Genomic DNA, 22,711 nt, shown 5'->3' on the forward strand with positions numbered 1-22,711 from the left:
TTAAATCAGTGACTGCGTTTCAGGGAAGCCGAACCGGATGTTCAGGCACTGTACTGCCTGCGATGCCGCCCCTTTCAGCAGGTTATCTTCGGCTGCTACAACAATCAGATGCTCGTCCTGCACTTCAAAACCAATATCGCAGTAAGGCAGGCCGACAACGGCTTTCAGCGCCGGTACGCCCTTATCGTAGAGGCGTACCAGCGGCTTGTCGTCATAGGCACGATGGAAGACGGCAGCGATATCTTCGCGGCTGACACCCGCTTTCAGACGGCAGGTGATGGTGGCCAGGATACCGCGCGGGAAGCTCCCCAGGTGCGGAGTGAAGATTACTGGCGTACCGAGGTGCGCGACAATTTCCGGGTGGTGACGATGATTGAACAGCCCGTAAGGCTGCAGGCTCACTTCGCAGAAGCTGGTGCCGACATTGGCTTTACGTCCGGCACCGCTCACGCCGCTGGTGGCGTTGATAACCGGCCACTGCGCATCGTTTAACAGTCCTGCATCCACCAGAGGTTTCAGAGCCAGCTGAGCAGCGGTCGGGTAGCAACCGGGTACCGCCACCAGCTGCGCCTGCTGAATTTTCTCATGCTGATATTCCGCCAGGCCGTAAACGGCTTTATCGAGCCAGTCGCCATGCTGATGCGTGAAACCGTAGAAACGGGTGTAAAAATCAGCGTCGTTCACGCGGAACGCACCCGACAGGTCGAATACCACACAGCCAGCCTTGAGAAATTCCGGGGCCAGATCGTGGCTGACTTCGTGGGCCGTCGCCAGGAACACGACATCCACTTTGTCTGCCCACTCCGCCGCGCTGCTCAGCGGCTGCAGCGGTAAATCCACCACGCCTTTCAGCTGCGGATGGAGATCGGACAGGCGCTTGCCGGCATCAGGGCTTTGCGCCGAAACCGCCAAAGCGGTTATGTTGATATGTGGATGGCGATTCAGGAAGGTGGCAAGCTCAACACCAGCGTAACCACTGGCACCAACGATCAGCGTATTCAACATCAGGCTGTAACCCTTTTTACAGTCGCACGTTCCGGGTCGCGGCCTTGCCCCGTTACCCACCCTGTCATCTGCAGTGATTTAAGGTTCCCTTGCAGAGGACGTTAATGTATTTTTATTCACTATTACTGCATGAATATGGATACATCCTAACCCAAGGACCGCCAACAGTGAAGACAAAATTACCGCCTTTTATTGAACTGTACAGCCAGTTAATCGCCACACCGTCGATCAGTGCAACCGATGCCGCGCTGGATCAGAGTAATGAAACTTTAATCAATTTGCTGGCCGGCTGGTTCCGCGACCTTGGCTTTAGCGTTGAAGTGCAGCCGGTGCCCGGCACCCGCAATAAATTTAACATGCTGGCACGAACCGGCAGCGGAGCGGGCGGCCTGCTGTTAGCGGGTCATACGGATACCGTTCCCTTTGATGATGGCCGCTGGACGCGCGATCCCTTTACCCTGACCGAGCACGACAACAAGCTCTATGGTCTGGGCACGGCAGACATGAAAGGCTTCTTCGCCTTTATTCTCGATACGCTGCGCGATGTGGATGTCAGTACGCTGAGTAAGCCGCTCTATATCCTCGCCACGGCCGATGAAGAAACCACCATGGCGGGTGCCAAATATTTCTCGGAATCAACGCAACTGCGTCCCGACTGCGCCATCATCGGTGAACCGACCTCGCTGAAACCGGTGCGTGCACATAAAGGCCATCTGTCGAATGTGATTCGTATTGAAGGAAAATCGGGCCATTCCAGCGATCCGGCGCGTGGCGTCAACGCCATTGAACTGATGCATGAGTCGATCACTCACCTGATGCAACTGCGCAACACGCTGCAGGAGCGTTATCACCATGACGGCTTTGCCATCCCCTATCCCACCATGAATTTCGGGCATATTCATGGCGGCGACGCCGCTAACCGTATCTGCGCCTGTTGTGAACTGCATATGGATATCCGACCGCTGCCGGGCCTGTCGCTGAGCGATCTGGATGGGTTACTGAACGAGGCGCTGGCACCAGTGAGTGCCCGCTGGCCGGGCCGTGTCACGGTGGCCGAACTGCATCCACCGATTCCAGGCTATGAGTGTCCGGCTAATCATGAGCTGGTGAGCGTGGTAGAGAAATTGCTGGGTACGCCAACGGAGATAGTGAACTACTGCACCGAAGCGCCGTTTATTCAGCAGCTCTGCCCGACGCTGGTCCTGGGTCCGGGTTCGATTAATCAGGCACACCAGCCAGATGAATTTATCGATACGGCATTTATTAAGCCGACGCGGGCACTTATCAGTCAGGTTGTGCAGCATTTTTGTCACTGATTGACAGTAAATGGGGCATTTCACTGTATTAACAGCAAAATGCCCCCTCATTCTGCGGGATTTAACAATAAGAATAACTTATCCCGCTTCCTTCCCGATAAATTCTGTGAATTTCCGTTAGTTAGCGCCATCTTCAGTGCACTTTAACGCATTTGACGAACGCAACATTACGTGGCTAGATAAAAGACGATGTTATGCCCACCGGGTGATTATCCAGAACGTTTCAGAATGCGGACAGGCGGCAACGGAGGCGGTTCCCTGTAGATTATCGGGAACACGATGTTGCTGATTTTTTGCTGCCTGAAAGGTCGGGTGTAGAAGTTTTTAAAGACGATAAGGGTGTCAGGGTCCAATGAACGAACAATATTCCGCAATGCGAAGTAATGTCAGTATGCTCGGCAAACTGCTCGGGGATACGATTAAGGATGCACTGGGAGAGAACATCCTCGACCAGGTGGAAACCATCCGTAAGCTCTCCAAGTCATCCCGTGCAGGCAATGATACGCATCGTAAAGAGCTGCTCAATACGCTGCAGAACCTCTCCAACGAGGAGCTTCTGCCGGTTGCACGCGCATTCAGCCAGTTTCTGAACCTCACCAACGTAGCGGAGCAGTATCAGACCATCTCGCAGAGCGGCGAAGGTGAAAACCATCCTGAACTGCTGAAAAAGACCTTTGATACCCTGAAGCAGCAGAAAGATATCAGCGAAACCGACATTCTGGCGGCCATTGAGTCGCTGTCGCTGGAGCTGGTGCTGACTGCGCACCCGACCGAAATCACCCGTCGTACGCTGATTCACAAGCTGGTTGAAGTGAACAGCTGTCTGAAACAGCTCGACCACAGCGACGTCTCCGACTACGAGCGTAACCAGATTATGCGCCGTCTGCGTCAGCTGGTGGCACAGGCGTGGCACACCGATGAGATCCGCAAATATCGTCCGACCCCCGTCGACGAAGCCAAATGGGGCTTTGCCGTTGTAGAAAACAGCCTGTGGGAAGGCGTTCCCGCCTTCCTGCGTGAGCTGAATGAGCAGGTCGAAGAGGCATTTGGCATTAAGCTGCCGGTCGATTTCGTGCCGGTTCAGTTCACCTCATGGATGGGTGGCGACCGCGACGGTAACCCGAACGTCACAGCCTCCATTACCCGCCATGTGATGCAGCTAAGCCGCTGGAAAGCCACAGATCTGTTCCTGCGTGATATCGGCGTGCTGATCTCCGAGCTGTCGATGTCCGAGTGCAGCGAAGAGATCCGCGAGCTCAGCGGCGATCCGGAAGCGCTGGAACCTTACCGCGTGATCCTGAAACGCCTGCGCAGCCAGTTAATGTCTACCCAGTCATTCCTGGAACGCCGCCTGAAAGGTGAGCGCCTGCCGCGTCCGGCCGATTTGCTGGTCTCCAACGATCAGCTGTGGGACCCGTTGTATGCCATCTATCAGTCACTGCAACAGTGCGGCATGGGCATTATTGCCAACGGTCAGTTGCTCGATACGCTGCGCCGCGTGAAATGCTTCGGCGTGCCGCTGGTGCGTATCGATCTGCGTCAGGAAAGTACCCGCCATACAGAGGCGATTGCTGAAGTCACCCGTTACCTGGGCCTCGGCGATTATGAAAGCTGGTCCGAAGCAGACAAACAGGCCTTCCTGATCCGTGAACTGAACTCCAAACGCCCATTGCTGCCACGCAGCTGGGAACCCAGCGATGAGACGCGTGAAGTGCTGGAGACCTGTCGCGTTGCGGCTGAAGCGCCACAAGGCTCTATCGCCGCTTATGTTATTTCGATGGCGAAAACCCCTTCCGACGTGCTGGCCGTGCATCTGCTGCTGAAAGAAGCGGGTATCGGCTATGCGATGCCGGTTGCACCGCTGTTTGAAACACTGGATGACCTGAACAACGCAAATGACGTGATGAGCCAGTTACTGAGCATCGACTGGTATCGCGGCTTTATTCAGGGCAAACAGATGGTGATGATTGGCTATTCTGACTCGGCGAAAGATGCCGGTGTGATGGCCGCCAGCTGGGCGCAGTATCAGGCACAGGATGCGCTGATTAAAACCTGCGAAAAAGCCGGGATTTCCCTGACGCTGTTCCACGGACGCGGCGGCAGCATTGGCCGTGGCGGCGCGCCCGCGCATGCCGCACTGCTGTCACAACCGCCAGGCAGCCTGCGCGGCGGTCTGCGTGTGACCGAACAGGGTGAGATGATCCGCTTTAAATATGGCTTACCGGCCGTGACGATCGCCAGCCTGTCGCTCTACACCGGCGCGATTCTGGAAGCGAACCTGATGCCACCACCAGAGCCAGAACGCGAATGGCGCGACATTATGGATCAGCTCTCTGCTGACTCCTGCGCAATGTATCGCGGGTATGTGCGTGAAAATGCGGACTTCGTCCCCTACTTCCGTTCGGCGACGCCGGAGCAGGAACTGGGCAAATTACCGCTCGGCTCACGTCCGGCCAAACGCCGTCCTACCGGTGGCGTGGAGTCGCTGCGTGCGATCCCATGGATTTTTGCCTGGACGCAGAACCGTCTGATGCTGCCTGCCTGGCTGGGTGCCGGTGCTGCTCTGCAGCAGGCGATGGCGGCCGGTCATCAGGATCAACTGGAAGCGATGTGCCGCGACTGGCCGTTCTTCTCTACCCGCCTGGGCATGCTGGAGATGGTGTTCTCGAAAGCGGATCTGTGGCTGGCGGAATATTACGATCAGCGTCTGGTCGACAAATCACTCTGGCCGTTAGGCAAACAGCTGCGCGACCAGCTTGATGCCGATATCAAAGCGGTACTGACCATTGCCAACGACTCGCATCTGATGGCTGACCAGCCGTGGATTGCCGAGTCGATTGCGCTGCGTAACGTCTATACCGATCCGCTCAACGTACTCCAGGCGGAACTGCTGCATCGTTCCCGTGCGCAGGAAGCGCGGGGTGAAGAACCGGATGCCCGCGTTGAGCAGGCTCTGATGGTGACAATTGCGGGTGTGGCGGCAGGCATGCGCAATACCGGTTAATCCCGGTCAGGCGCGGATCACACCCCGCGCCGCCAGAGAGCAGCAATAAAAAAGTCGGGAAATTCCCGACTTTTTTACTGGCTCAGGCAGAACGGTTAAGCCGCCGCCGCAACCGGGCGAACCCCTAACGTGTGGCAGATGGCGTAACTCATTTCGGCACGGTTCAGCGTGTAAAAATGGAAATCTTTCACCCCTTCGCGTGACAGGATTTTCACCATATCCATCGCGATATTCGCTCCCACCATTTTGCGCGTTTCCGGATCGTCATCCAGACCGGCAAACATCGCGCTCATCCAGCCGGGCACGCGCACATTGGTCAGCGTGGCAAAGCGTTGCAGCTGCTTAAAGTTAGAGACCGGCAGGATGCCCGGCACAATTTCCACATCAATGCCGGTCGAGACACAGCGGTCGCGGAAACGCAGATAGCTTTCGACGTCGAAGAAAAACTGGGTAATGGCCCGGTTTGCACCTGCATCAATTTTTCGTTTGAGATTAATCAGGTCGGCCTGGGCGCTTTTCGCTTCGGGATGGACTTCCGGATAAGCAGCAACAGAAATATCAAAATCGCCGACCTCTTTCAGCAGCGAAACCAGATCGCTGCCGTACATTTCTGGCTTGCCGCTGCCAGGTGGCAGATCGCCACGCAGTGCCACAATATGACGGATACCGTTGTTCCAGTAATCCTGAGCGATGGTGCGCAGTTCATCGCGCGTCGCATCAACACAGGTCAGATGGGGTGCTGCTTCCAGGCCGGTGCGATCTTTAATGCCTTTGATAATGCTGTGGGTGCGATCGCGTTCACCTGAGTTCGCACCGTAAGTGACAGAAACGAATTTCGGTTTCAGACTGCTCAGGCGGTCAATTGAGGTCCACAGAGTCTCTTCCATTTCGCTGGTGCGCGGCGGAAAGAACTCAAACGACACACTAATTTGCCCGTTCAGTTCAGCCAGGCTCTGGTTTAGCGCTTCGCGCTGATTGGCATGAAAGAAACTCATCCTGCACCCTCACTGATTAATAATCGGCTCGTAAACATCTAAACGTTTAGACGTCCAGATGTTCAAAATGACGCAATCTCAGTGTGCCGTCAACGTAAAAATGGTCAACAGACGTGATCAATTTTCAACCAACATGAAGGAATTTCAACAGGAAGGAGGCAACACTTTGAAAACAGGCGCCGAAGCGCCTGATGAGGAAGGATTACAGCAGCTGTGCGAGGCGATTAATATCGGACTGAATAGCGCCAGCGGTGACATCCCGGCCTGCGCCCGGCCCGCGGATCACCAACGGATTATCGCGATACCAGCGGCTCTCAATGGCAAAGACGTTGTCGCACGGCAGCAGCGCGGCCAGCGGATGCTCAGGTCGCACCGCTTCAACTCCTACGCGCGCCTTGCCGTTAGCATCAAAACGGGCAACGTAGCGCAGCACCAGGTCCATCTCTCGCGCGGCTTCCAGCCGCTGCAGCATCTGTTCGTTCAGCTCTTCGCCATTTTCAAAGAAGTGATCAATCGATCCCTCAAGACAGTTATTTGGTACCAGCGATTCAACCCGCACCTGATCCGGCTCGATGTTATAGCCCGCCTCACGCGCCAGGATCACCAGCTTGCGCATCACATCCTGACCCGAGAGATCGGCGCGCGGGTCAGGCTCGGTTAAACCCTGCTGCCACGCCTGATCTACCAGCTCGGTAAACGGCACCGTGCCATCAAACTGCAGGAACAGCCACGACAGCGTACCGGAGAAGATCCCGCTAATCGCCAGAATGGTATCGCCGCTGTCGCGCAGATCGCGCACCGTATAGTTAATCGGCAGACCAGCACCAACAGTGGCGTTATAGAGCCAGTGACGCCCGGTTTTGGTAAAGGCATCCCGAATCTGCCGCCAGGTCTGACTGTCAGACGCACCCGCAACCTTGTTGGCGCTGATTACATGAAAACCGTGGCTGGCAAAATCAAGATACTGCTGCGCCAGCGGTGTACTGGCCGTGACATCCAGCACCACCAAATCATCGAACGGATGAGCACGCATCCACAGGAACAGCGACTCTTCATCGCGCTCCACCGCTTCATCATCAAAGAAGGCGAGCGCACGACTGGCATCCAGCCCGTCATAGCTCAGCAGGCTGCGGCGGCTGTCCGCGACGCCCGCCAGGACAAATTCAAAGCCGGTGCGCGCTGACAGCGTTTCCTGATCGCGGGCAAACAGTTCAAGCCAGCGTGAACCGATATTGCCTTTGCCAAACAGCATCAGACCGATGCGCTTTTCTGCGCGGAACAGCGACTGATGCAGTCCCTGAATCAGGTGCTGGGTCGGCCCGACGCGCAGTACCGCCACCACGCTAATGTGATCTTCGGACTGCCAGATGAATTCAACCGGCTGATCTTTTAGCTGCTGCCAGAAACGATGGGTATGCAGTGGATTGCGGGTAACGCCTGCGCCAACCAGCGCCACCAGCGCCAGGCCGTCGCGCAGCTGCAGATGGCCCGGTAAACCGGCGTCCTGTAGCAGTGTGAAGGCGCTGTTAACCACTTCAGAGGTATAGCAGAGCTGCAGCAGCTGACGGTCAGGATGGACGCCAAACGCCAGCGGACGCAGCTGCGCGCGCTTCAGCAGCAGGTCAATCTCTTTGTGCAGGATGGCGAAGTCATGCTGCCCGGGCAGCTGAATCTCAATCAGGCACACATCATCGTGGCTGGTGACGATGCGCGCCCCGGTTCCGGAGGCCAGCACACGTTCAATACGGGTTGAGCCCTGCTCCGGCTGATAACTGCAGCGCAGTTGCAGGTCGATATCGCTGCCAGAAACCGGCTGCAGCGTGCGGGTGTGCAGCACCGGAGCAGCCAGCCGCGCCAGCTCACTGGCTTCATCCAGCCTTAACAGCGGCAGCAGACAGGCATCAGAGACTTTGCGGGGATCGGCGCTGTAAACGCCCGCGACATCGCTCCAGATGGTCACGCGTCCGACACCCGCCAGCGCGCCAATCTGCGTAGCGGAATAGTCGGAGCCGTTGCGGCCAAGCAGGACGGTTTCACCGGCATCGTTGCGGCTGATAAAGCCGGTCACCACGATGCGCTTTTGCGGATGCTGCGCCAGCAAAGTCTGCAGCAGGGGCCAGGATTTCCCCTCATCCACCTGCGGCTGAGCAGCACGTTCAGCACGCAGAAACTCACGCGCATCCAGCCAGCAGGCCTGCAGGTCACGCTGGCTCAGTACCGCTGACATCAGGCGTGCCGACCATATTTCACCGTGCCCGACCACTTCGGCATAGACTGCATCGGTGATCGGCGCATCCAGCAGTACGGCCAGCTTTTCCAGATCGCGGATAAATGCGGTGATTAAGGGGTCGGCGATCTCAGCAGGCAGCAGCGCACCGATTAGCTCGCTCTGATAGCGCCGTAAAGCCTGTTGCACCTGATGCGCAGAGAGCCGATCGTTCTGGCTCAGCTTCAGCCAGCTAATCAGCTGGTTGGTGGTTGAGCCTGCCGCGGAGACCACCATCAGATCGCCCGGCTGGCTGTAGTCCGCCATAATGCTGGCAACGCGCTGATAGCAACGCGCATCGGCCAGGCTGCTGCCGCCAAACTTATGCAACTGCCTGATGTTCGGCGTTCCCGCGCCTGCTGAAATCGTCATGCTTAACCCTCGGCTGCGATCCGGAATGCATTATCCAGATCGGCAATTAAATCTTCGTGATCTTCAATACCAACAGAAACCCGTAGCAGCGTATCGGAAATGCCTGCTGCCGCGCGTGCTTCTGCCGACATCCCCGCGTGCGTCATGGTGGCGGTATGGGAGATCAGACTCTCTACGCCGCCCAGCGATTCCGCCAGCGTAAATAGCCGCAACGCTTTCAGGAAGCGACGCAGCAGCGCCTCATCACCGTCGACCTCGAAACTCAGCATGGCACCAAAGCCGCGCTGCTGACGTACCGCATGTTCGTGTCCGGCGTTTTCCGGCAGCGAAGGATGATACAACTTTTTCACCCGCTTCTGCTGCTTCAGATAGTCCACAATCGCGAGTGCGTTGCGTTGTGCGGCTGCAATGCGCGGCGCAAGCGTACGAATGCCGCGCAGCAGCAGATAACTGTCAAAGGCTGCGCCGGTCACGCCAATGTTATTCGCCCACCAGGCCAGGTCGGTCGCCAGTTGCGGATCTTTGGCAATCACCGCGCCCGCCACCACATCGGAGTGACCATTGAGGTATTTGGTACAGGAGTGGATCACCAGGTCCGCACCCAGCGCCAGAGGATTCTGCAGCGCCGGACTCATAAAGGTGTTATCTACCACGCTGACGGCACCCGCAGCGCGCGCGGCGGCGCAAATCGCGCTGATATCCACGACGCGCAGCAGCGGATTGCTGGGGCTTTCAATCAGCACCAGTTTCGGTTTTTCATCCAGTGCTGCCTGGAGCGCCACCGGATCGCCCTGATCGACAAATTTCACCCGATACGCGCCGCGTTTGCTCAGGCTGTCAAACAGCCGATAGCTGCCGCCATAACAGTCGTGTGGCGCAACCAGCAGATCGCCAGGCTTCAGGAACACCGTCGTGACCAGGTGAATGGCCGACATGCCGGTATTGGTTAATACCGCACCTGCTCCGCCTTCCAGCTCCGCCAGCGTACGCTGTACGACATCGCGTGTGGGGTTACCACGACGGGAATAGTCATGTGCACGAGGCTCATTGAAATCAAGAAAGTTATAGGTTGTAGAGAGGTGGATGGGCGGGACAACGCAGCCATATTGCTCGTCATCATTCAAACCGCTGCGAACTGCGATGGTTGCCGGTTTACGCGTCATGAGCGAATTGTTCCTGAAGAGTTAAGAAAATGTAGTCCACAGAATATCACCCTCTAATTAGACGTCAATACATCTGGACATCTAAATGTCTTTGCGTATAGATTGAGCAAAAACGCAATAACCGCTAAAATTATGCGTCATCGCCTGGCGTTCCCCTCTGTGATGAAGAGGCTGCGAGCGAAGAAAACCCGCCATATCAGGGGTCAGGCAGGAAAAAATCAGGCATAATCCGCTGATTTCCTCACATTTAACGTTTATTAATTAAGGTAACCCATGGCTGAATGGAACGGCGAATATATCAGCCCGTACGCTGAGCACGGTAAGAAGAGCGAGCAGGTCAAGAAGATTACAGTTTCTATCCCATTGAGCGTGCTGAAGATTTTAACGGATGAGCGTACCCGTCGTCAGGTGAACAACCTGCGTCACGCCACCAACAGCGAACTGCTTTGCGAAGCCTTTTTACATGCCTTTACGGGCCAACCGCTGCCGGATGACGTCGACCTGCGCAAAGAGCGTAATGATGAGATTCCGGAAGAAGCAAAAGCAATCATGCGCCAGATGGGTGTCGACCCGGATACCTGGGAGTATTGATCCCCGGGGTCCGGTTTCACTGAATCCCGCTTCAGAGGAGCAGGCTCCGCTCAGGGAGCCGCTTTCTGATGCGATATGAGCGGCTTTTGCTGCTTTCCGCAATCTGATTGACCCTTCTGAATATTGCCCGTCAGACTTATCATAAAAATCCAGCCTGTTCTCATATTATTCCGTTATTTCTGTTGCAATAAGAATGCCTTTTTATTTCGATAATAGAATAATTACTATTGTTCACTATTATCCGCATCCGTAAAATTTTGTCTGAGCGACTATTTCACGGAAAGAAAATGAGCATTAAATATAAAATAACGTCATGTGCATCTGCTTTTATTATTATCCTGGTCGCCTCAGCAGCTCTCTCTTGTTTTTATCCGGCGAAAGCTGCACCCGCTCTCACAGAGCCAAATGGGAATATCAATGCACTGCAACAGGATCGTGTACGCAAAGAGCAACTGATGCCTGAACCGCAGCGGGCAGCGTCTGAACAACAGCGCTTCCGGCCAGAAGATATTCCCTTTCCGCATGAAGAAAACTGCTATCTCATTGATAAGGTCTCTTTAAAGCAGGATAGCAAAAAACTTCACCTCGAAAAATTAAGGTATTTTACTTCTCAGGCAGAAGGAAAATGTCTGGGTATCGCGGGTATAAGATTGCTGTCAAAAACCCTGCAGAATGAAATCATCCGGACAGGATATATCACCACTCGCGTTAATTTACCGGAGCAAAACCTGTCAGGTGGCGAATTAAAATTTGATATTAATGCCGGTAAAGTGGGAAAAATCGTTCTTAATAAATCCGGGGAAGACTATATCAATTTAACCAGCACATTACCGTTCAAAACGGGTGATGTGCTTGAACTCAGCGACCTTGAACAGGGTAGCCTTAATCTTCAGCGCGTACCGGGATCGCAGGTTAACGTCAATCTGGTGCCTGGCAGTGGCAAAGGTGAAAGTGACATCTATATCCAGCGCAGGCAGGATAAATACTGGCAGGTGGGTGCATGGCTTAATGATGCTGGCTCAGTTGCAACAGGCCGTTACCAGGGTGGTGCAGCGCTCTATCTGAATAATATCACCTCACTGAGTGACACCCTTTACGTCTCTTATGGCCACGATATTGCCCCGAAGCACACGATAAAAGGTAACAGTAATAAATCGATAGGTTATTCAATCCCCTGGGGTTACTGGTGGCTCGATCTCTACGCCAGTCACAGTGACTACCGGCAATTTATGACCGCAAACTGGGCAAAATGGACGCTGAATAATAAGAACCGTTATTACAATGCGCAACTCAATCGACTGGTTTCACGCACCGTGCATCAGACCAGTACGGTTGGCCTGCAAATATTCGATGCGGAATCGCGTTACTCCCTGGATGATTTTGACCTTGTCAGCATGCATAAAAGAAGTGCGGGCTGGAAAGCGGTGCTGCAACATCAAATCAATGTTGATAATGCAGGTCTCGCAACCACACTAAGTTACCAAAGAAAGATGCCCTGGTTTAACAGCAGCAAAACTGTTGAGCAGGAGTATGGACTCATTGATAAGCAAGGCCGGATTGTTACTTTAGATCTTGAGGGTTCCATCAACTTTCGTGTCTATGAAAACTGGCTAAACTACTCTCCTCATTTCAGCCTGCAATATTCGCCCGATAGCCTCTCGTCACTCAACCGCTTTTCGCTGGCAAACCGCTGGACGGTGCGCGGTTTCGATGGTGAATATTCTCTTCAGGACAATAAGGGATGGTACTGGCGCAACGATCTTAGCTGGATAATTCCCGGCAAACCGATTCAGCCCTATATCGGTGTTGATGCAGGCCAGGTCTATGGCAATTACAACCAGCAGTATTATACCGGAAAAACCGTCACAGGCAGCGTTGTCGGCCTGCGTGGAAAACTTCTGCAAACACGCTTTGATCTTTTTGCCGGTACCCCGCTAAAAAAACCACAAGCCTTTCACACTGATCCACTTACGCTGGGTTTTTCATTGCAATGGAAATATTAAAAAAGATGGAGATTTTTTAATAAAAAACAGCTTTAAAAAATAAACACACTCACACAAAAAAAGGATAGAGATAATGAAGAAGCACAATTTTAACCTGGTATTCCTGGCTACCGTGGCCACATTGTGTGGACAGCCTGCGCTGGCTGCACTCAATACTTACACCCATGCAAATGGATCGACCGTCGTTAATATTAACCAGGCTGATGCAAATGGTCTTTCACACAATATGTATCAGAACTTTAACGTCACCAGTGATGGAATGGTCCTGAATAATAGCACCACAGATTTAGTGCGTGACAAGGGTGATCTTGCGCGAAACAGCAATCTGGATAAGTCAGCCAGCCTTATCCTGAATGAAGTTATCTCAAAAAGCTCTTCTTCACTGAACGGGTATATTGAAGTCGCCGGTCAAAAAGCGGATGTCATTATCGCTAACCCGAATGGTATTACCTGCTCTGGCTGTAGCTTCATTAACACCGGACGCGCCACGCTGACCACCGGAACGCCCACCTTTACCGATGGTACATTGACTGGTTTCAATGTGGCGAAAGGCACAATTACTGTTAATGGTGATGGTCTGAAAGGAGCCGATTACACCGACCTGCTGGCGCAGAAAATTAATATCCAGGGAGAGATCGATACCACTCAATTGAAAGCGATTGCCGGTATCTATGATTACAATATCACTTCCGGTTCGGCGACAGCGAGTGGAACGGTCAAAGCCTACGGCAACACCATTGATGTCAGCGCGCTGGGTGGGGCAACTGCGGGAATTATTCAGCTGGAGACTACTGATGCCGGTGCGGGTGTCAATAACAGCGGCGTACTGAATGCGACTAATCTCTACATTACAGCTAATGGCACATTAACCAACAACGGCACGATTGAAACCGGACTGCTGAGCGCTACCGCAGGTGGCAGCATAACGAACAGAGGAACGCTGTCTGCCAGCCAGGCTGTTCTGCAGACAACGGATGCGTTCACCAATAACGGCACCATTAAAACGACGGATTACGCCACCATCGTCAGCCTGGGGAAAATTTCTAACAACAATAATGCGCAGATTGATGCTGCTGGTGCTGTAAATATTATTTCTCTGGCCGGTAATATTGAGAACAGAGGAACCATCACGACGCCAAAAACGTTGGCCATGCAGACCGGTTATAATACGGTTGACGGTGTCGTCACGGCTGTCGCCAACACCAGCCTGCTCAATTCAGGGGCGATTCAGGCAGGTAACCTGAGTATGAATGCCGTTAAAGAGGTCAGCCTCCTGTCTGGCGGAGACGTGACTTCACAGGGTACAGCCTATGTTTCTGCGACAAAGGTCTCTAACGCAGCGACCCTGACCGCTCAGAATGCCTCTGTCGTGGCGAATGAGGTCAGCAATCAGGGCGTCATGCAGACAACCGGACTGTTAAACGTGTCGGGTAAAAACGGCATCTCTAATAGCGGTACCATGAGAGCGGGAACGCTGACACTGGCGACAGACGAGAAAATCAGTAACGCATCCTGTTTACTCTGGGTGCTGTGCAGTAAAGGCACAATGTCAGCCGATAAAATCACGATTACCGCACCGAAGATCGCCGCGATTAGTGATTTAAATGGTACTTATACGACGCAGGTACTTGAACTGAATAAGCCTGCGGCGACCCCGGCAACGGACACCAGCCTGTAACAGCCATAAAAAAACCCAGCCGAAGCTGGGTTTTTTCTTGCCGCCGAACCCGCAGGTTCAGGTGCCTTTTAATCTTATTTTTTAGCGCCTGGCACGCTGAAACGCTTGTTAAAGCGGTCAACACGGCCACCAGTTGCCACTTCACGCTGCTTACCGGTATAGAACGGGTGGCATTTGCCACAAACGTCCAGGTTCAGTTCGTGAGTCAGTGTTGAACGGGTGTGGATCTCGTTGCCGCAGGTACATTTGATTGTAACTGCTTCGTATTTCGGGTGAATACCTTGTTTCATGGGAAACCTCATAGAAGGCCGTGTCGCTCTCCGTGCCAGGCGTTAACCTGCACAGCACCACACGCGGTTGAACATTATAGGGTGTACTCCGGCCAGATATTTCTCACCGAAGGCGGCATATTATACAGGTAAGTTTCGATTGCTGCAAATATATGCTGAGATACCCGCCATAGGGGTCAGCGTGTACACTAGCTTCCCCGATAATTAAGCCGGAAAGAGAGAGTTATGCCCGTCGTTCAGGTTGCCCTGCCCGTCCCCTTGCCCCGCCTGTTTGACTATCTGCCGCCTCAGGGTCCGCAGCCGGTCATTGGCGGGCGCGTGAGTGTGCCCTTTGGCAATCGCAGGATGATCGGGATTGTGGTCGCCTTTCGTGACAGCAGCGATCTGCCGGAAGCACAACTCAAACGCGTGGTTGAGGTGCTGGACAGTGAGTCTCTCTATCCGCCGTCGCTGTGGCGCATCCTGAACTGGGCCGCCAGCTACTATCACTCTCCGCAGGGCGAAGTGCTGAGCCACGCGATTCCGGTGCTGCTGCGCCAGGGCAAAGCGGCGCAGGACAATCCCCTGTGGCGCTGGGAAATCACCGAGCAGGGCCGGGCAACCACGCCGGAAAGTTTAAAGCGGGCACCAAAACAGCAGCAGGCGCTGGCAGCACTGCGTCAGCAACCGCTCTATCGGCATCAGGTCAGTGAACACGATCTCACCGAGGCGACATTACAGGCATTGCGGGCCAAAGGCTTATGCGAACTGCATGAGCATCAGCCACAGATGCACGACTGGCGTACCACCTATGCCGTGAAAGGCGAACGTCTGCGATTAAACACCGATCAGGCGATGGCCGTGGGTGCGATTCGGGCAGATGATGAACATTACTCCGCCTGGCTGCTGGCGGGCATCACTGGCTCCGGCAAAACCGAGGTTTACCTCAGCGTGCTGGAAAATGTGCTGGCACGCGGTAAACAGGCGCTGGTGCTGGTGCCGGAGATAGGCTTAACCCCGCAGACTATCGCCCGCTTTCGCGAACGTTTTGATGCGCCCATCGATGTGCTGCACTCCGCCTTAAATGACAGTGAACGGCTGGCGGTCTGGTTGCGTGCGCGGCGCGGCGAAACGGCCATTGTGATCGGCACCCGATCGGCGCTGTTTACACCGCTGGCCCGTCCGGGCGTGATCATTATTGATGAAGAACATGACAGCTCCTATAAACAGCAGGAAGGCTGGCGCTATCAGGCGCGCGACCTGGCTGTCTTCCGTGCGCATGAAGAGGATATCCCGATTGTGATGGGATCGGCGACGCCTGCTCTGGAGACACTGCACAATGTCCGCAGCGGTAAGTATCGCCAGCTCGACCTGACAAAGCGCGCTGGCAACGCCCGACCGGCGCTGCAACAGCTTATCGACTTAAAAGGCGTGCAGCTGATCGGCGGCCTGGCGCCCGGTTTGATTGGTAAAATGCGCCAGCATCTGCAGGCTGATAATCAGGTGCTGCTGTTTCTTAACCGCCGCGGCTTTTCCCCCGCCCTGCTCTGTCACGACTGCGGCTGGATTGCAGAATGTACCCGCTGTGACCGCTACTACACACTGCATCAGCACCACCGCCAGCTACGCTGCCATCATTGCGACAGCCAGCGTCCGCTGCCAAATCAGTGCCCGCAGTGCGGTTCAACCCATCTGCTGCCGGTCGGGGTCGGGACTGAACAGCTGGAGCAGCAGCTCGGCACACTCTTCCCTGGCGTGCCGGTGTCGCGCATCGATCGTGATACCACCAGCCGCAAAGGGGCGCTGGAGCAGCATCTGGCTGACGTCCATCGCGGCGGCGCACGTATCCTTGTCGGCACGCAGATGCTGGCCAAAGGCCATCACTTCCCCGATGTCACGCTGGTATCGCTGCTGGATGTCGATGGCGCGCTGTTCTCAGCCGATTTCCGTGCAGCGGAACGCTTTGCTCAACTCTATACCCAGGTCGCCGGTCGCGCTGGCCGTGCTGGCAAACAGGGCGAGGTGCTACTGCAGACGCACCATCCCGAACACCCGCTGTTACAGACGCTATTGCACCAGGGTTATTCGGCATTCGCCCAGCAGGCACTCCTGGAGCGCCAGGCGGTTCACCTGCCGCCCTGGAGCCGGCATGCACTGTTCCGCGCGGAAGATATGGATAACCAGCAGGCGGCGGAATTCCTGCAGCAACTCCGCAATTTGCTGGAAGCGAGCCCGCTGAACGATAAGGCGATGTGGTTTATGGGTCCGTTGCCCGCTTTGCAGCCCAAACGCAGTGGACGCTGGCGCTGGCAACTGCTGCTGCAGCATCCTTCCCGGCAACGTCTGCAACAGTTACTGAGCAGTTCGTTGCCGCTGGTTTCAACGCTCCCCGCTGCGCGCAAAGTGAAATGGACGCTGGATATCGACCCGACCGAGAGCTGATTTTTGCTGACACTGCGAGCCAGATCGAAAAACGTCGCATAAGTCACAATTTTTATGCAAATTAAGTAACAACCAGCCGGGCAATCGTTAACAATGTTGCCCGGATTGCTTTCAGGTCAGGCAAAAACAGAATCGAACGCGCCATAACGCGTCAGGAGCATGTGTTGGAGCAGAATCAACAACCGCCCGCCGCCACGATGAAGGATGTCGCGGAGCACGCGGGCGTCTCAACCGCCACCGTATCGCGTGCGCTGATGAATCCGGAGAAGGTTTCTGCGGCGACCCGTCAGAAAGTCGAGCAGGCCGTTGCCGCCGTCGGCTATGCAGCACACGGCCCTGCGCGCAACGCGCGGCGTAACGAAACGCGAACCATTCTGGTGATTGTCCCTGACATCTGCGATCCCTTCTTTAGTGAAATCATTCGTGGCGTCGAAGTCACGGCAGCCGAAGAGGGCTATCTGGTGCTGATTGGTGACTGCGCTCATCAGAATCAGCAGGAGCGAACCTTTCTCAATCTGATGGTCACACGACAGATCGATGGCATGGTGCTGCTCGGGTCACAGTTGCCCTTTGATGCCAGCATTGATGAGCAACGCAACCTGCCGCCCATGGTGATGGCGAATGAGTTTGCGCCGGAAATGTCGCTGCCCACGGTCCACATCGATAACCTGACCGCCGCATTTGAAGCGGTCAATCATTTACTGCAGTTAGGCCACACGCAGATCGCCTGTATTGCCGGGCCGGAAGAGATGCCGCTCTGTCAGTATCGGTTGCAGGGCTATGTACAGGCGATGCGTCGCAGCGGGCTGACGGTTGATCCCACCTATATTGTGCGCGGTGATTTCACGTTTGAAGCAGGCGTTGCCGCCATGAATCAGCTGATGACTTTGCCACAACCGCCGCGCGCCCTGTTCTGTCACAGCGATATTATGGCGCTGGGGGCGATGAATCAGGCCAGACGCTGTGGACTGCGCATACCGGAGGATCTCTCTGTAGTGGGATTCGATGACATTGAGCTGTCACGTTACTGCGAGCCGCCGCTGACCACGGTGACACAGCCACGTTACCAGATTGGTCGGGAAGCGATGCTGCTGCTGCTGGATGAGTTAAATGGTAAACGGGTGATCAGCGGATCGCGGTTGCTGGATGCCGGCTTAACGATTCGTGGCAGTACGGCGCGCGCAAAAAAACGTGAAAAATAAGCCTGTTCGTCTGGTTTTTTCAGTAGATTCTTAAAGCGAACACTGCTGGTCAAAGTTCCGACCCTTGAGTAACATGGCGGACTCCTTGCCGGGCGCGTAAAATCATCATTTCGCCCAACTGGCACTATTTTTGAAGGGTATAAGAACGAGAGTGGCACAAAAAGATTACGTAGGCCGCGGGCGTTCAACAGGGACGCGTCGCAAAAAAAGCCCCAGCCGTGGCAAGAAGAGCAAAGTCGGTTCGGGAATATCTAAATTGATGATTGTACTGGCGGTCGCAGTGTTGGTGACCTTTGCCGGTGGTTTATGGTTCCTGGCGCATCACAAGAAAGAAGACGTGCCGGTCATTACGGATCATAAAGCCAACGGCAATGGCTTGCCGCCGAAGCCAGAAGAGCGCTGGAAATATATTAAAGAGCTGGAAAACCGTCAGGTCACCGTGCCAACGCCTATCGAACCCTCTTCAGGTGGCGAAGTGAAGTCGCAGACACAGCTGACCGACGAGCAGCGCCAGTTGCTGGAGCAGATGCAGGCTGATATGCGTCAGCAGCCGACGCAGCTCAACGAAGTGCCGTGGAACGAACAGACGCCGGCGCAACGTCAGCAGACGCTGCAGCATCAGCAGCAGTTGCAACAGCTGCAACGTCAGCAGCAGCAGGTTCAGCAACAACAGCAACTGCAACATCAGCAACAACAACAGGTTCAGCAACAGCGTCAGCAGTTGCAGGCCCAACAGCAACGCCAGCAACAGTTGCAGCAACAACAACAGCGTCAGCAACAGCAGCAATTACAGCAACAGCAACGTCAGCAGCAGCAGCAGCAGCAGCAAAACGTACAGCGCCAGTCGCAGCCTGCCCCCATTACGCGGGAACCGGACGTACAGTCTAAACCGCAGGAGACAGCGAAGGCGAAACCAGCGGAGAAAGCTTCTTCGCAGCGCTGGATGGTGCAGTGTGGTTCGTTCAAAGGCACTGACCAGGCTGAATCGGTGCGTGCAGGCTTAGCCTTTGAAGGCTTTGAAAGCCGCATTACAACCGGTGGCGGCTGGAATCGTGTGGTTATCGGTCCGTATAAAGACCGCGCATCCGCTGACAGCACCCTGAAACGCCTGCGCAGTTCCGGACACTCCAGCTGTATTCCACTCTCCGTCGGGGGTTGAAACCCGTCAAACCCGCCCCATATCTGTTGCATGATACTCCGCGCCCCGTGCGCGGAGTCCTTTTCCGACTGCAACAAGGGGTCTGCCCGTGACAACAATAGTAAGTGTACGACGCAACGGCCAGGTAGTGATTGGCGGTGATGGCCAGGCTACGCTCGGCAATACCGTGATGAAAGGCAACGTTAAAAAAGTGCGTCGTTTATACAACGATAAGGTGATTGCCGGATTTGCTGGCGGCACCGCAGACGCCTTCACCCTGTTTGAACTTTTCGAACGTAAACTGGAAATGCATCAGGGCCATCTGGTGAAAGCCGCGGTGGAACTGGCGAAAGACTGGCGTACTGACCGTATGCTGCGTCGCCTTGAAGCCTTGCTGGCCGTCGCGGATGAGTCAGCTTCTCTGATCATCAGCGGTAACGGTGATGTCATCCAGCCTGAAAACGATCTGATCGCCATCGGCTCCGGTGGGCCTTTCGCCCAGGCAGCGGCACGTGCGCTGCTGGAGAATACCGAAATGGGCGCACGCGACATCGTCGAAAAGTCGCTGAATATCGCGGGTGATATCTGCATCTACACTAACCACAACGTTAATTTCGAAGAATTAACGTCTAAGGCGTAAGGGTATAAATATGTCTGAGATGACTCCACGCGAAATCGTCAGCGAACTGAACCGCTTTATCATCGGCCAGGACAGCGCCAAGCGCGCCGTGGCGATTGCACTGCGCAACCGCTGGCGCCGCATGCAGCTCGACGAAGAGCTGCGTCATGAAGTGACCCCTAAAAACATTCTGATGATCGGTCCGACCGGTGTCGGTAAAACCGAGATCGCGCGTCGTCTGGCTAAGCTGGCCAATGCACCGTTCATCAAAGTCGAAGCGACTAAATTTACCGAAGTGGGTTATGTCGGTAAGGAAGTGGACTCTATCATTCGTGATCTGACCGATTCGGCCATTAAGATGGTGCGCAGTCAGGCGATTGAAAAGAACAAATACCGTGCCGAAGAGATGGCCGAAGAGCGCATTCTCGATGTGCTGATTCCGCCTGCGAAAAACAACTGGGGCCAGGCAGAGCAGAGCGCTGAGCCGTCTGCGGCGCGCCAGTCGTTCCGCAAAAAGCTGCGCGAAGGCCAGCTTGATGATAAAGAGATTGAGATCGATCTGGCCGCCAGCGCGCCTGGTGTTGAGATCATGGCGCCTCCTGGCATGGAAGAGATGACCAGCCAGCTGCAGTCGATGTTCCAGAACCTCGGCGGTCAGAAGCAGAAAGCCCGTAAGCTGAAGATCAAAGAAGCGATGAAGCTGCTGATCGAAGAAGAAGCGGCAAAACTGGTTAACCCTGAAGAACTTAAGCAGGACGCGATTGATGCCGTTGAACAGCACGGTATCGTGTTTATCGATGAGATCGATAAAATCTGTAAGCGCGGCGGCCAGAATGCCGGCGGCCCGGATGTTTCTCGCGAAGGTGTTCAGCGTGACCTGCTGCCGCTGGTTGAAGGCTGTACCGTTTCGACCAAACATGGCATGGTGAAAACTGACCATATTCTGTTTATCGCCTCAGGCGCGTTCCAGGTGGCCAGCCCTTCCGATCTGATTCCGGAACTGCAGGGTCGTCTGCCAATCCGTGTAGAGCTGCAGGCGCTGACCGTGAATGATTTCCAGCGCATCCTGACTGAGCCGAATGCCTCCATCACCGTACAGTACAAAGCGCTGATGAATACCGAGGGTGTGAACATCGAGTTCACCGAAGAGGGTATTCGCCGGATCGCAGAAGCCGCATGGCAGGTCAACGAAACCACCGAAAACATTGGTGCGCGCCGTCTGCATACCGTGCTGGAGCGTCTGATGGAAGATATCTCGTATGACGCCAGCGATCGTCACGGTGAATCCGTGACCATCGATGCTGATTATGTCGGTAAACATCTGGATGAACTGGTGGCTGACGAAGACCTCAGCCGCTTCATTCTCTGATTCACTGAATCAGCGCTTTTCCGAAGCCCAGCCCATCCGGCTGGGCTTTTTTATGCATGTTCTTGATCGAACGATGCTTTTTTCATACTGATGATTTTGCCAACAATCTGCATATAGCGATATACTTACCCTTCCTGTGGCAAACAGACGAAACCCCTATGAAATACGATACATCTGAACTCTGCGATATCTACCATGAAGAAGTGAATGTTGTTGAACCGCTTTTTTCAAACTTTGGTGGGCGCACTTCATTCGGTGGTCAGATTACCACAGTGAAATGCTTTGAAGACAACGGCTTACTCTACGATCTGCTGGAAGAGAATGGCCGGGGTCGCGTCCTGGTGATCGATGGCGGCGGCTCCGTGCGTCGTGCGCTGGTCGATGCGCAGCTGGCACGTCTGGCGGCCACCAACGAGTGGGAAGGCCTGGTGATTTACGGTTCGGTACGCCAGGTTGATGAGCTGGAAGAGCTGGAGATTGGCATTCAGGCCATTGCCGCGATTCCGGCAGGCGCTGCGGGTGAAGGGATTGGTGAAAGCGATGTGCGCGTCAATTTCGGCGGCGTCACCTTTTTCTCCGGCGACCATCTCTATGCCGATAACACCGGTATCATTCTGTCAGAGGATGCGCTGGACCTCGAATAGGCCAGACATGAAAACGGGTGCCTGAGCACCCGTTTTTCACATCAGCTGAGGCTTCAAACCTCTTCCATTTTTCCCAGCAAGGCACGCAGACGTTCCTGCCATACGTGCTGCTCTTCTTTCAGGTGCTGATTTTCACGCATCAGCGCATCGTGGTTGCCCGCGACTTGTTGCGCATCGTTACGCAGTGAGTTGTTCTGCTCTTTCAGCTCTTCGATTTCCATCTGCAACAGGGTGATGGTATCAATCGCCTGCTGTACTTTCGCTTCCAGTTTCTCAAACACTTCAAATGACATCTTTCTGACCTCTCCTAAATTCCTGCAAGGCGTTGATGATGCCAGCTTAAGCCAGCAACGTTGTCCCGATTGTATGTAGCCTCACCCCGCAAGTCCAGCAACGCGGCCTTTGCGGGCGTAGTCTGTAACACTTTTCAGCCAATCCCTGAATTTACGCTGCGCTTACTGAAGCTGCGTTCCGGCACTGGCCCGTTATCGCTGTAATGAGGCGCGAATAATGGCTTAAGAAAGCCAGAATACGCGAAAACGCGCATTTTTATGACACAGTACACAAAAAACGATTTCGCTATTTCTCGTTTATGTTCGTTAACGATAAATTCACATCAGCCCTACATAAAAGCT

Annotated in this window: 17 protein-coding genes; 11 read left to right on the forward strand and 6 right to left on the reverse strand. The window is 54.6% G+C overall.

Features of this window, described 5'->3' with window-relative positions; genetic code table 11:
- On the reverse strand, positions 1–1,005 hold the full coding sequence (gene argC, locus IBT54_RS18845) for an N-acetyl-gamma-glutamyl-phosphate reductase (protein ID WP_013359457.1): 1,005 nt from the start codon (positions 1,003–1,005) through the stop codon (positions 1–3).
- Between the two features lie 167 nt (positions 1,006–1,172).
- On the opposite strand from argC, the gene argE reads away from it, so the two are divergent.
- Complete coding sequence (gene argE, locus IBT54_RS18850) at positions 1,173–2,321, forward strand: acetylornithine deacetylase (protein WP_061061096.1); 1,149 nt, start codon at positions 1,173–1,175, stop codon at positions 2,319–2,321.
- A gap of 352 nt (positions 2,322–2,673) precedes the next feature.
- Complete coding sequence (gene ppc / locus IBT54_RS18855; RefSeq protein WP_013359459.1) at positions 2,674–5,325, forward strand: phosphoenolpyruvate carboxylase; 2,652 nt, start codon at positions 2,674–2,676, stop codon at positions 5,323–5,325.
- A 95-nt stretch (positions 5,326–5,420) separates the two neighbouring features.
- Here the strand turns inward: ppc and metF are convergent, their stop codons facing one another.
- The 3 genes from metF to metB all read right to left on the reverse strand — a co-directional run bounded on the left by metF (position 5,421) and on the right by metB (position 10,121).
- On the reverse strand, positions 5,421–6,320 hold the full coding sequence (gene metF, locus IBT54_RS18860; protein ID WP_201252743.1) for a methylenetetrahydrofolate reductase: 900 nt from the start codon (positions 6,318–6,320) through the stop codon (positions 5,421–5,423).
- Positions 6,321–6,522: 202 nt separating this feature from the next.
- Positions 6,523–8,958: a bifunctional aspartate kinase/homoserine dehydrogenase II gene (locus IBT54_RS18865; RefSeq protein ID WP_147789963.1), complete on the reverse strand. Its 2,436-nt coding sequence runs from the start codon at positions 8,956–8,958 to the stop codon at positions 6,523–6,525.
- A gap of 2 nt (positions 8,959–8,960) precedes the next feature.
- Positions 8,961–10,121: a cystathionine gamma-synthase gene (metB, locus tag IBT54_RS18870; RefSeq protein WP_013359462.1), complete on the reverse strand. Its 1,161-nt coding sequence runs from the start codon at positions 10,119–10,121 to the stop codon at positions 8,961–8,963.
- A gap of 273 nt (positions 10,122–10,394) precedes the next feature.
- Here metB and metJ point away from each other — a divergent pair, with 273 nt between their 5' ends.
- The 3 genes from metJ to IBT54_RS18885 all read left to right on the forward strand — a co-directional run bounded on the left by metJ (position 10,395) and on the right by IBT54_RS18885 (position 14,393).
- Positions 10,395–10,712: a met regulon transcriptional regulator MetJ gene (gene metJ / locus IBT54_RS18875; protein WP_013359463.1), complete on the forward strand. Its 318-nt coding sequence runs from the start codon at positions 10,395–10,397 to the stop codon at positions 10,710–10,712.
- A 287-nt stretch (positions 10,713–10,999) separates the two neighbouring features.
- Complete coding sequence (locus IBT54_RS18880) at positions 11,000–12,715, forward strand: ShlB/FhaC/HecB family hemolysin secretion/activation protein (RefSeq protein WP_201252744.1); 1,716 nt, start codon at positions 11,000–11,002, stop codon at positions 12,713–12,715.
- Between the two features lie 73 nt (positions 12,716–12,788).
- Positions 12,789–14,393 (forward strand): filamentous hemagglutinin N-terminal domain-containing protein, encoded by a 1,605-nt coding sequence (locus IBT54_RS18885; protein ID WP_201252745.1) that lies wholly within the window; start codon positions 12,789–12,791, stop codon positions 14,391–14,393.
- 74 nt (positions 14,394–14,467) lie between these two features.
- Here IBT54_RS18885 and rpmE read toward each other — a convergent pair whose 3' ends face one another.
- The gene (gene rpmE / locus IBT54_RS18890) at positions 14,468–14,683 is read right to left on the reverse strand and encodes a 50S ribosomal protein L31 (RefSeq protein ID WP_003851227.1); all 216 of its coding nucleotides are present in this window, start codon (positions 14,681–14,683) and stop codon (positions 14,468–14,470) included.
- Positions 14,684–14,908: 225 nt separating this feature from the next.
- On the opposite strand from rpmE, the gene priA reads away from it, so the two are divergent.
- The 6 genes from priA (at position 14,909) to rraA (ending at position 22,076) form a co-directional block, all read left to right on the forward strand.
- Positions 14,909–17,104, forward strand: a complete 2,196-nt coding sequence (priA, locus tag IBT54_RS18895; RefSeq protein ID WP_013359466.1) for a primosomal protein N' — start codon at positions 14,909–14,911, stop codon at positions 17,102–17,104.
- A gap of 164 nt (positions 17,105–17,268) precedes the next feature.
- Positions 17,269–18,306: a DNA-binding transcriptional regulator CytR gene (gene cytR / locus IBT54_RS18900; protein ID WP_013359467.1), complete on the forward strand. Its 1,038-nt coding sequence runs from the start codon at positions 17,269–17,271 to the stop codon at positions 18,304–18,306.
- A gap of 151 nt (positions 18,307–18,457) precedes the next feature.
- Positions 18,458–19,465 carry a cell division protein FtsN gene (ftsN, locus tag IBT54_RS18905; RefSeq protein ID WP_201252746.1) on the forward strand — a complete coding sequence of 336 codons (1,008 nt, stop codon included), beginning with the start codon at positions 18,458–18,460 and terminating at the stop codon, positions 19,463–19,465.
- Between the two features lie 88 nt (positions 19,466–19,553).
- The gene (gene hslV, locus IBT54_RS18910; protein ID WP_003851234.1) at positions 19,554–20,084 is read left to right on the forward strand and encodes an ATP-dependent protease subunit HslV; all 531 of its coding nucleotides are present in this window, start codon (positions 19,554–19,556) and stop codon (positions 20,082–20,084) included.
- A gap of 10 nt (positions 20,085–20,094) precedes the next feature.
- Positions 20,095–21,432 (forward strand): HslU--HslV peptidase ATPase subunit, encoded by a 1,338-nt coding sequence (gene hslU / locus IBT54_RS18915; protein WP_013359469.1) that lies wholly within the window; start codon positions 20,095–20,097, stop codon positions 21,430–21,432.
- 158 nt (positions 21,433–21,590) lie between these two features.
- Positions 21,591–22,076: a ribonuclease E activity regulator RraA gene (gene rraA / locus IBT54_RS18920; protein ID WP_009088032.1), complete on the forward strand. Its 486-nt coding sequence runs from the start codon at positions 21,591–21,593 to the stop codon at positions 22,074–22,076.
- Positions 22,077–22,129: 53 nt separating this feature from the next.
- Here rraA and zapB read toward each other — a convergent pair whose 3' ends face one another.
- The gene (gene zapB / locus IBT54_RS18925) at positions 22,130–22,369 is read right to left on the reverse strand and encodes a cell division protein ZapB (protein ID WP_003851242.1); all 240 of its coding nucleotides are present in this window, start codon (positions 22,367–22,369) and stop codon (positions 22,130–22,132) included.
- Positions 22,370–22,711: the final 342 nt, after the last annotated feature.

Origin of the sequence: Pantoea sp. S62 (assembly GCF_016658625.1) — a bacterium.
GTDB lineage: Bacteria > Pseudomonadota > Gammaproteobacteria > Enterobacterales > Enterobacteriaceae > Pantoea > Pantoea vagans.

Excerpts from the sequence above, each read along its gene's own strand:
- argC (WP_013359457.1), bottom strand. The coding sequence starts at position 1,005 with ATGTTGAATACGCTGATCGTTGGTGCCAGTGGTTACGCTGGTGTTGAG.
- ppc (WP_013359459.1), top strand. The coding sequence starts at position 2,674 with ATGAACGAACAATATTCCGCAATGCGAAGTAATGTCAGTATGCTCGGC.
- metF (WP_201252743.1), bottom strand. The coding sequence starts at position 6,320 with ATGAGTTTCTTTCATGCCAATCAGCGCGAAGCGCTAAACCAGAGCCTG.
- IBT54_RS18865 (WP_147789963.1), bottom strand. The coding sequence starts at position 8,958 with ATGACGATTTCAGCAGGCGCGGGAACGCCGAACATCAGGCAGTTGCAT.
- metB (WP_013359462.1), bottom strand. The coding sequence starts at position 10,121 with ATGACGCGTAAACCGGCAACCATCGCAGTTCGCAGCGGTTTGAATGAT.
- metJ (WP_013359463.1), top strand. The coding sequence starts at position 10,395 with ATGGCTGAATGGAACGGCGAATATATCAGCCCGTACGCTGAGCACGGT.
- IBT54_RS18880 (WP_201252744.1), top strand. The coding sequence starts at position 11,000 with ATGAGCATTAAATATAAAATAACGTCATGTGCATCTGCTTTTATTATT.
- IBT54_RS18885 (WP_201252745.1), top strand. The coding sequence starts at position 12,789 with ATGAAGAAGCACAATTTTAACCTGGTATTCCTGGCTACCGTGGCCACA.
- rpmE (WP_003851227.1), bottom strand. The coding sequence starts at position 14,683 with ATGAAACAAGGTATTCACCCGAAATACGAAGCAGTTACAATCAAATGT.
- priA (WP_013359466.1), top strand. The coding sequence starts at position 14,909 with ATGCCCGTCGTTCAGGTTGCCCTGCCCGTCCCCTTGCCCCGCCTGTTT.
- hslU (WP_013359469.1), top strand. The coding sequence starts at position 20,095 with ATGTCTGAGATGACTCCACGCGAAATCGTCAGCGAACTGAACCGCTTT.
- rraA (WP_009088032.1), top strand. The coding sequence starts at position 21,591 with ATGAAATACGATACATCTGAACTCTGCGATATCTACCATGAAGAAGTG.
- zapB (WP_003851242.1), bottom strand. The coding sequence starts at position 22,369 with ATGTCATTTGAAGTGTTTGAGAAACTGGAAGCGAAAGTACAGCAGGCG.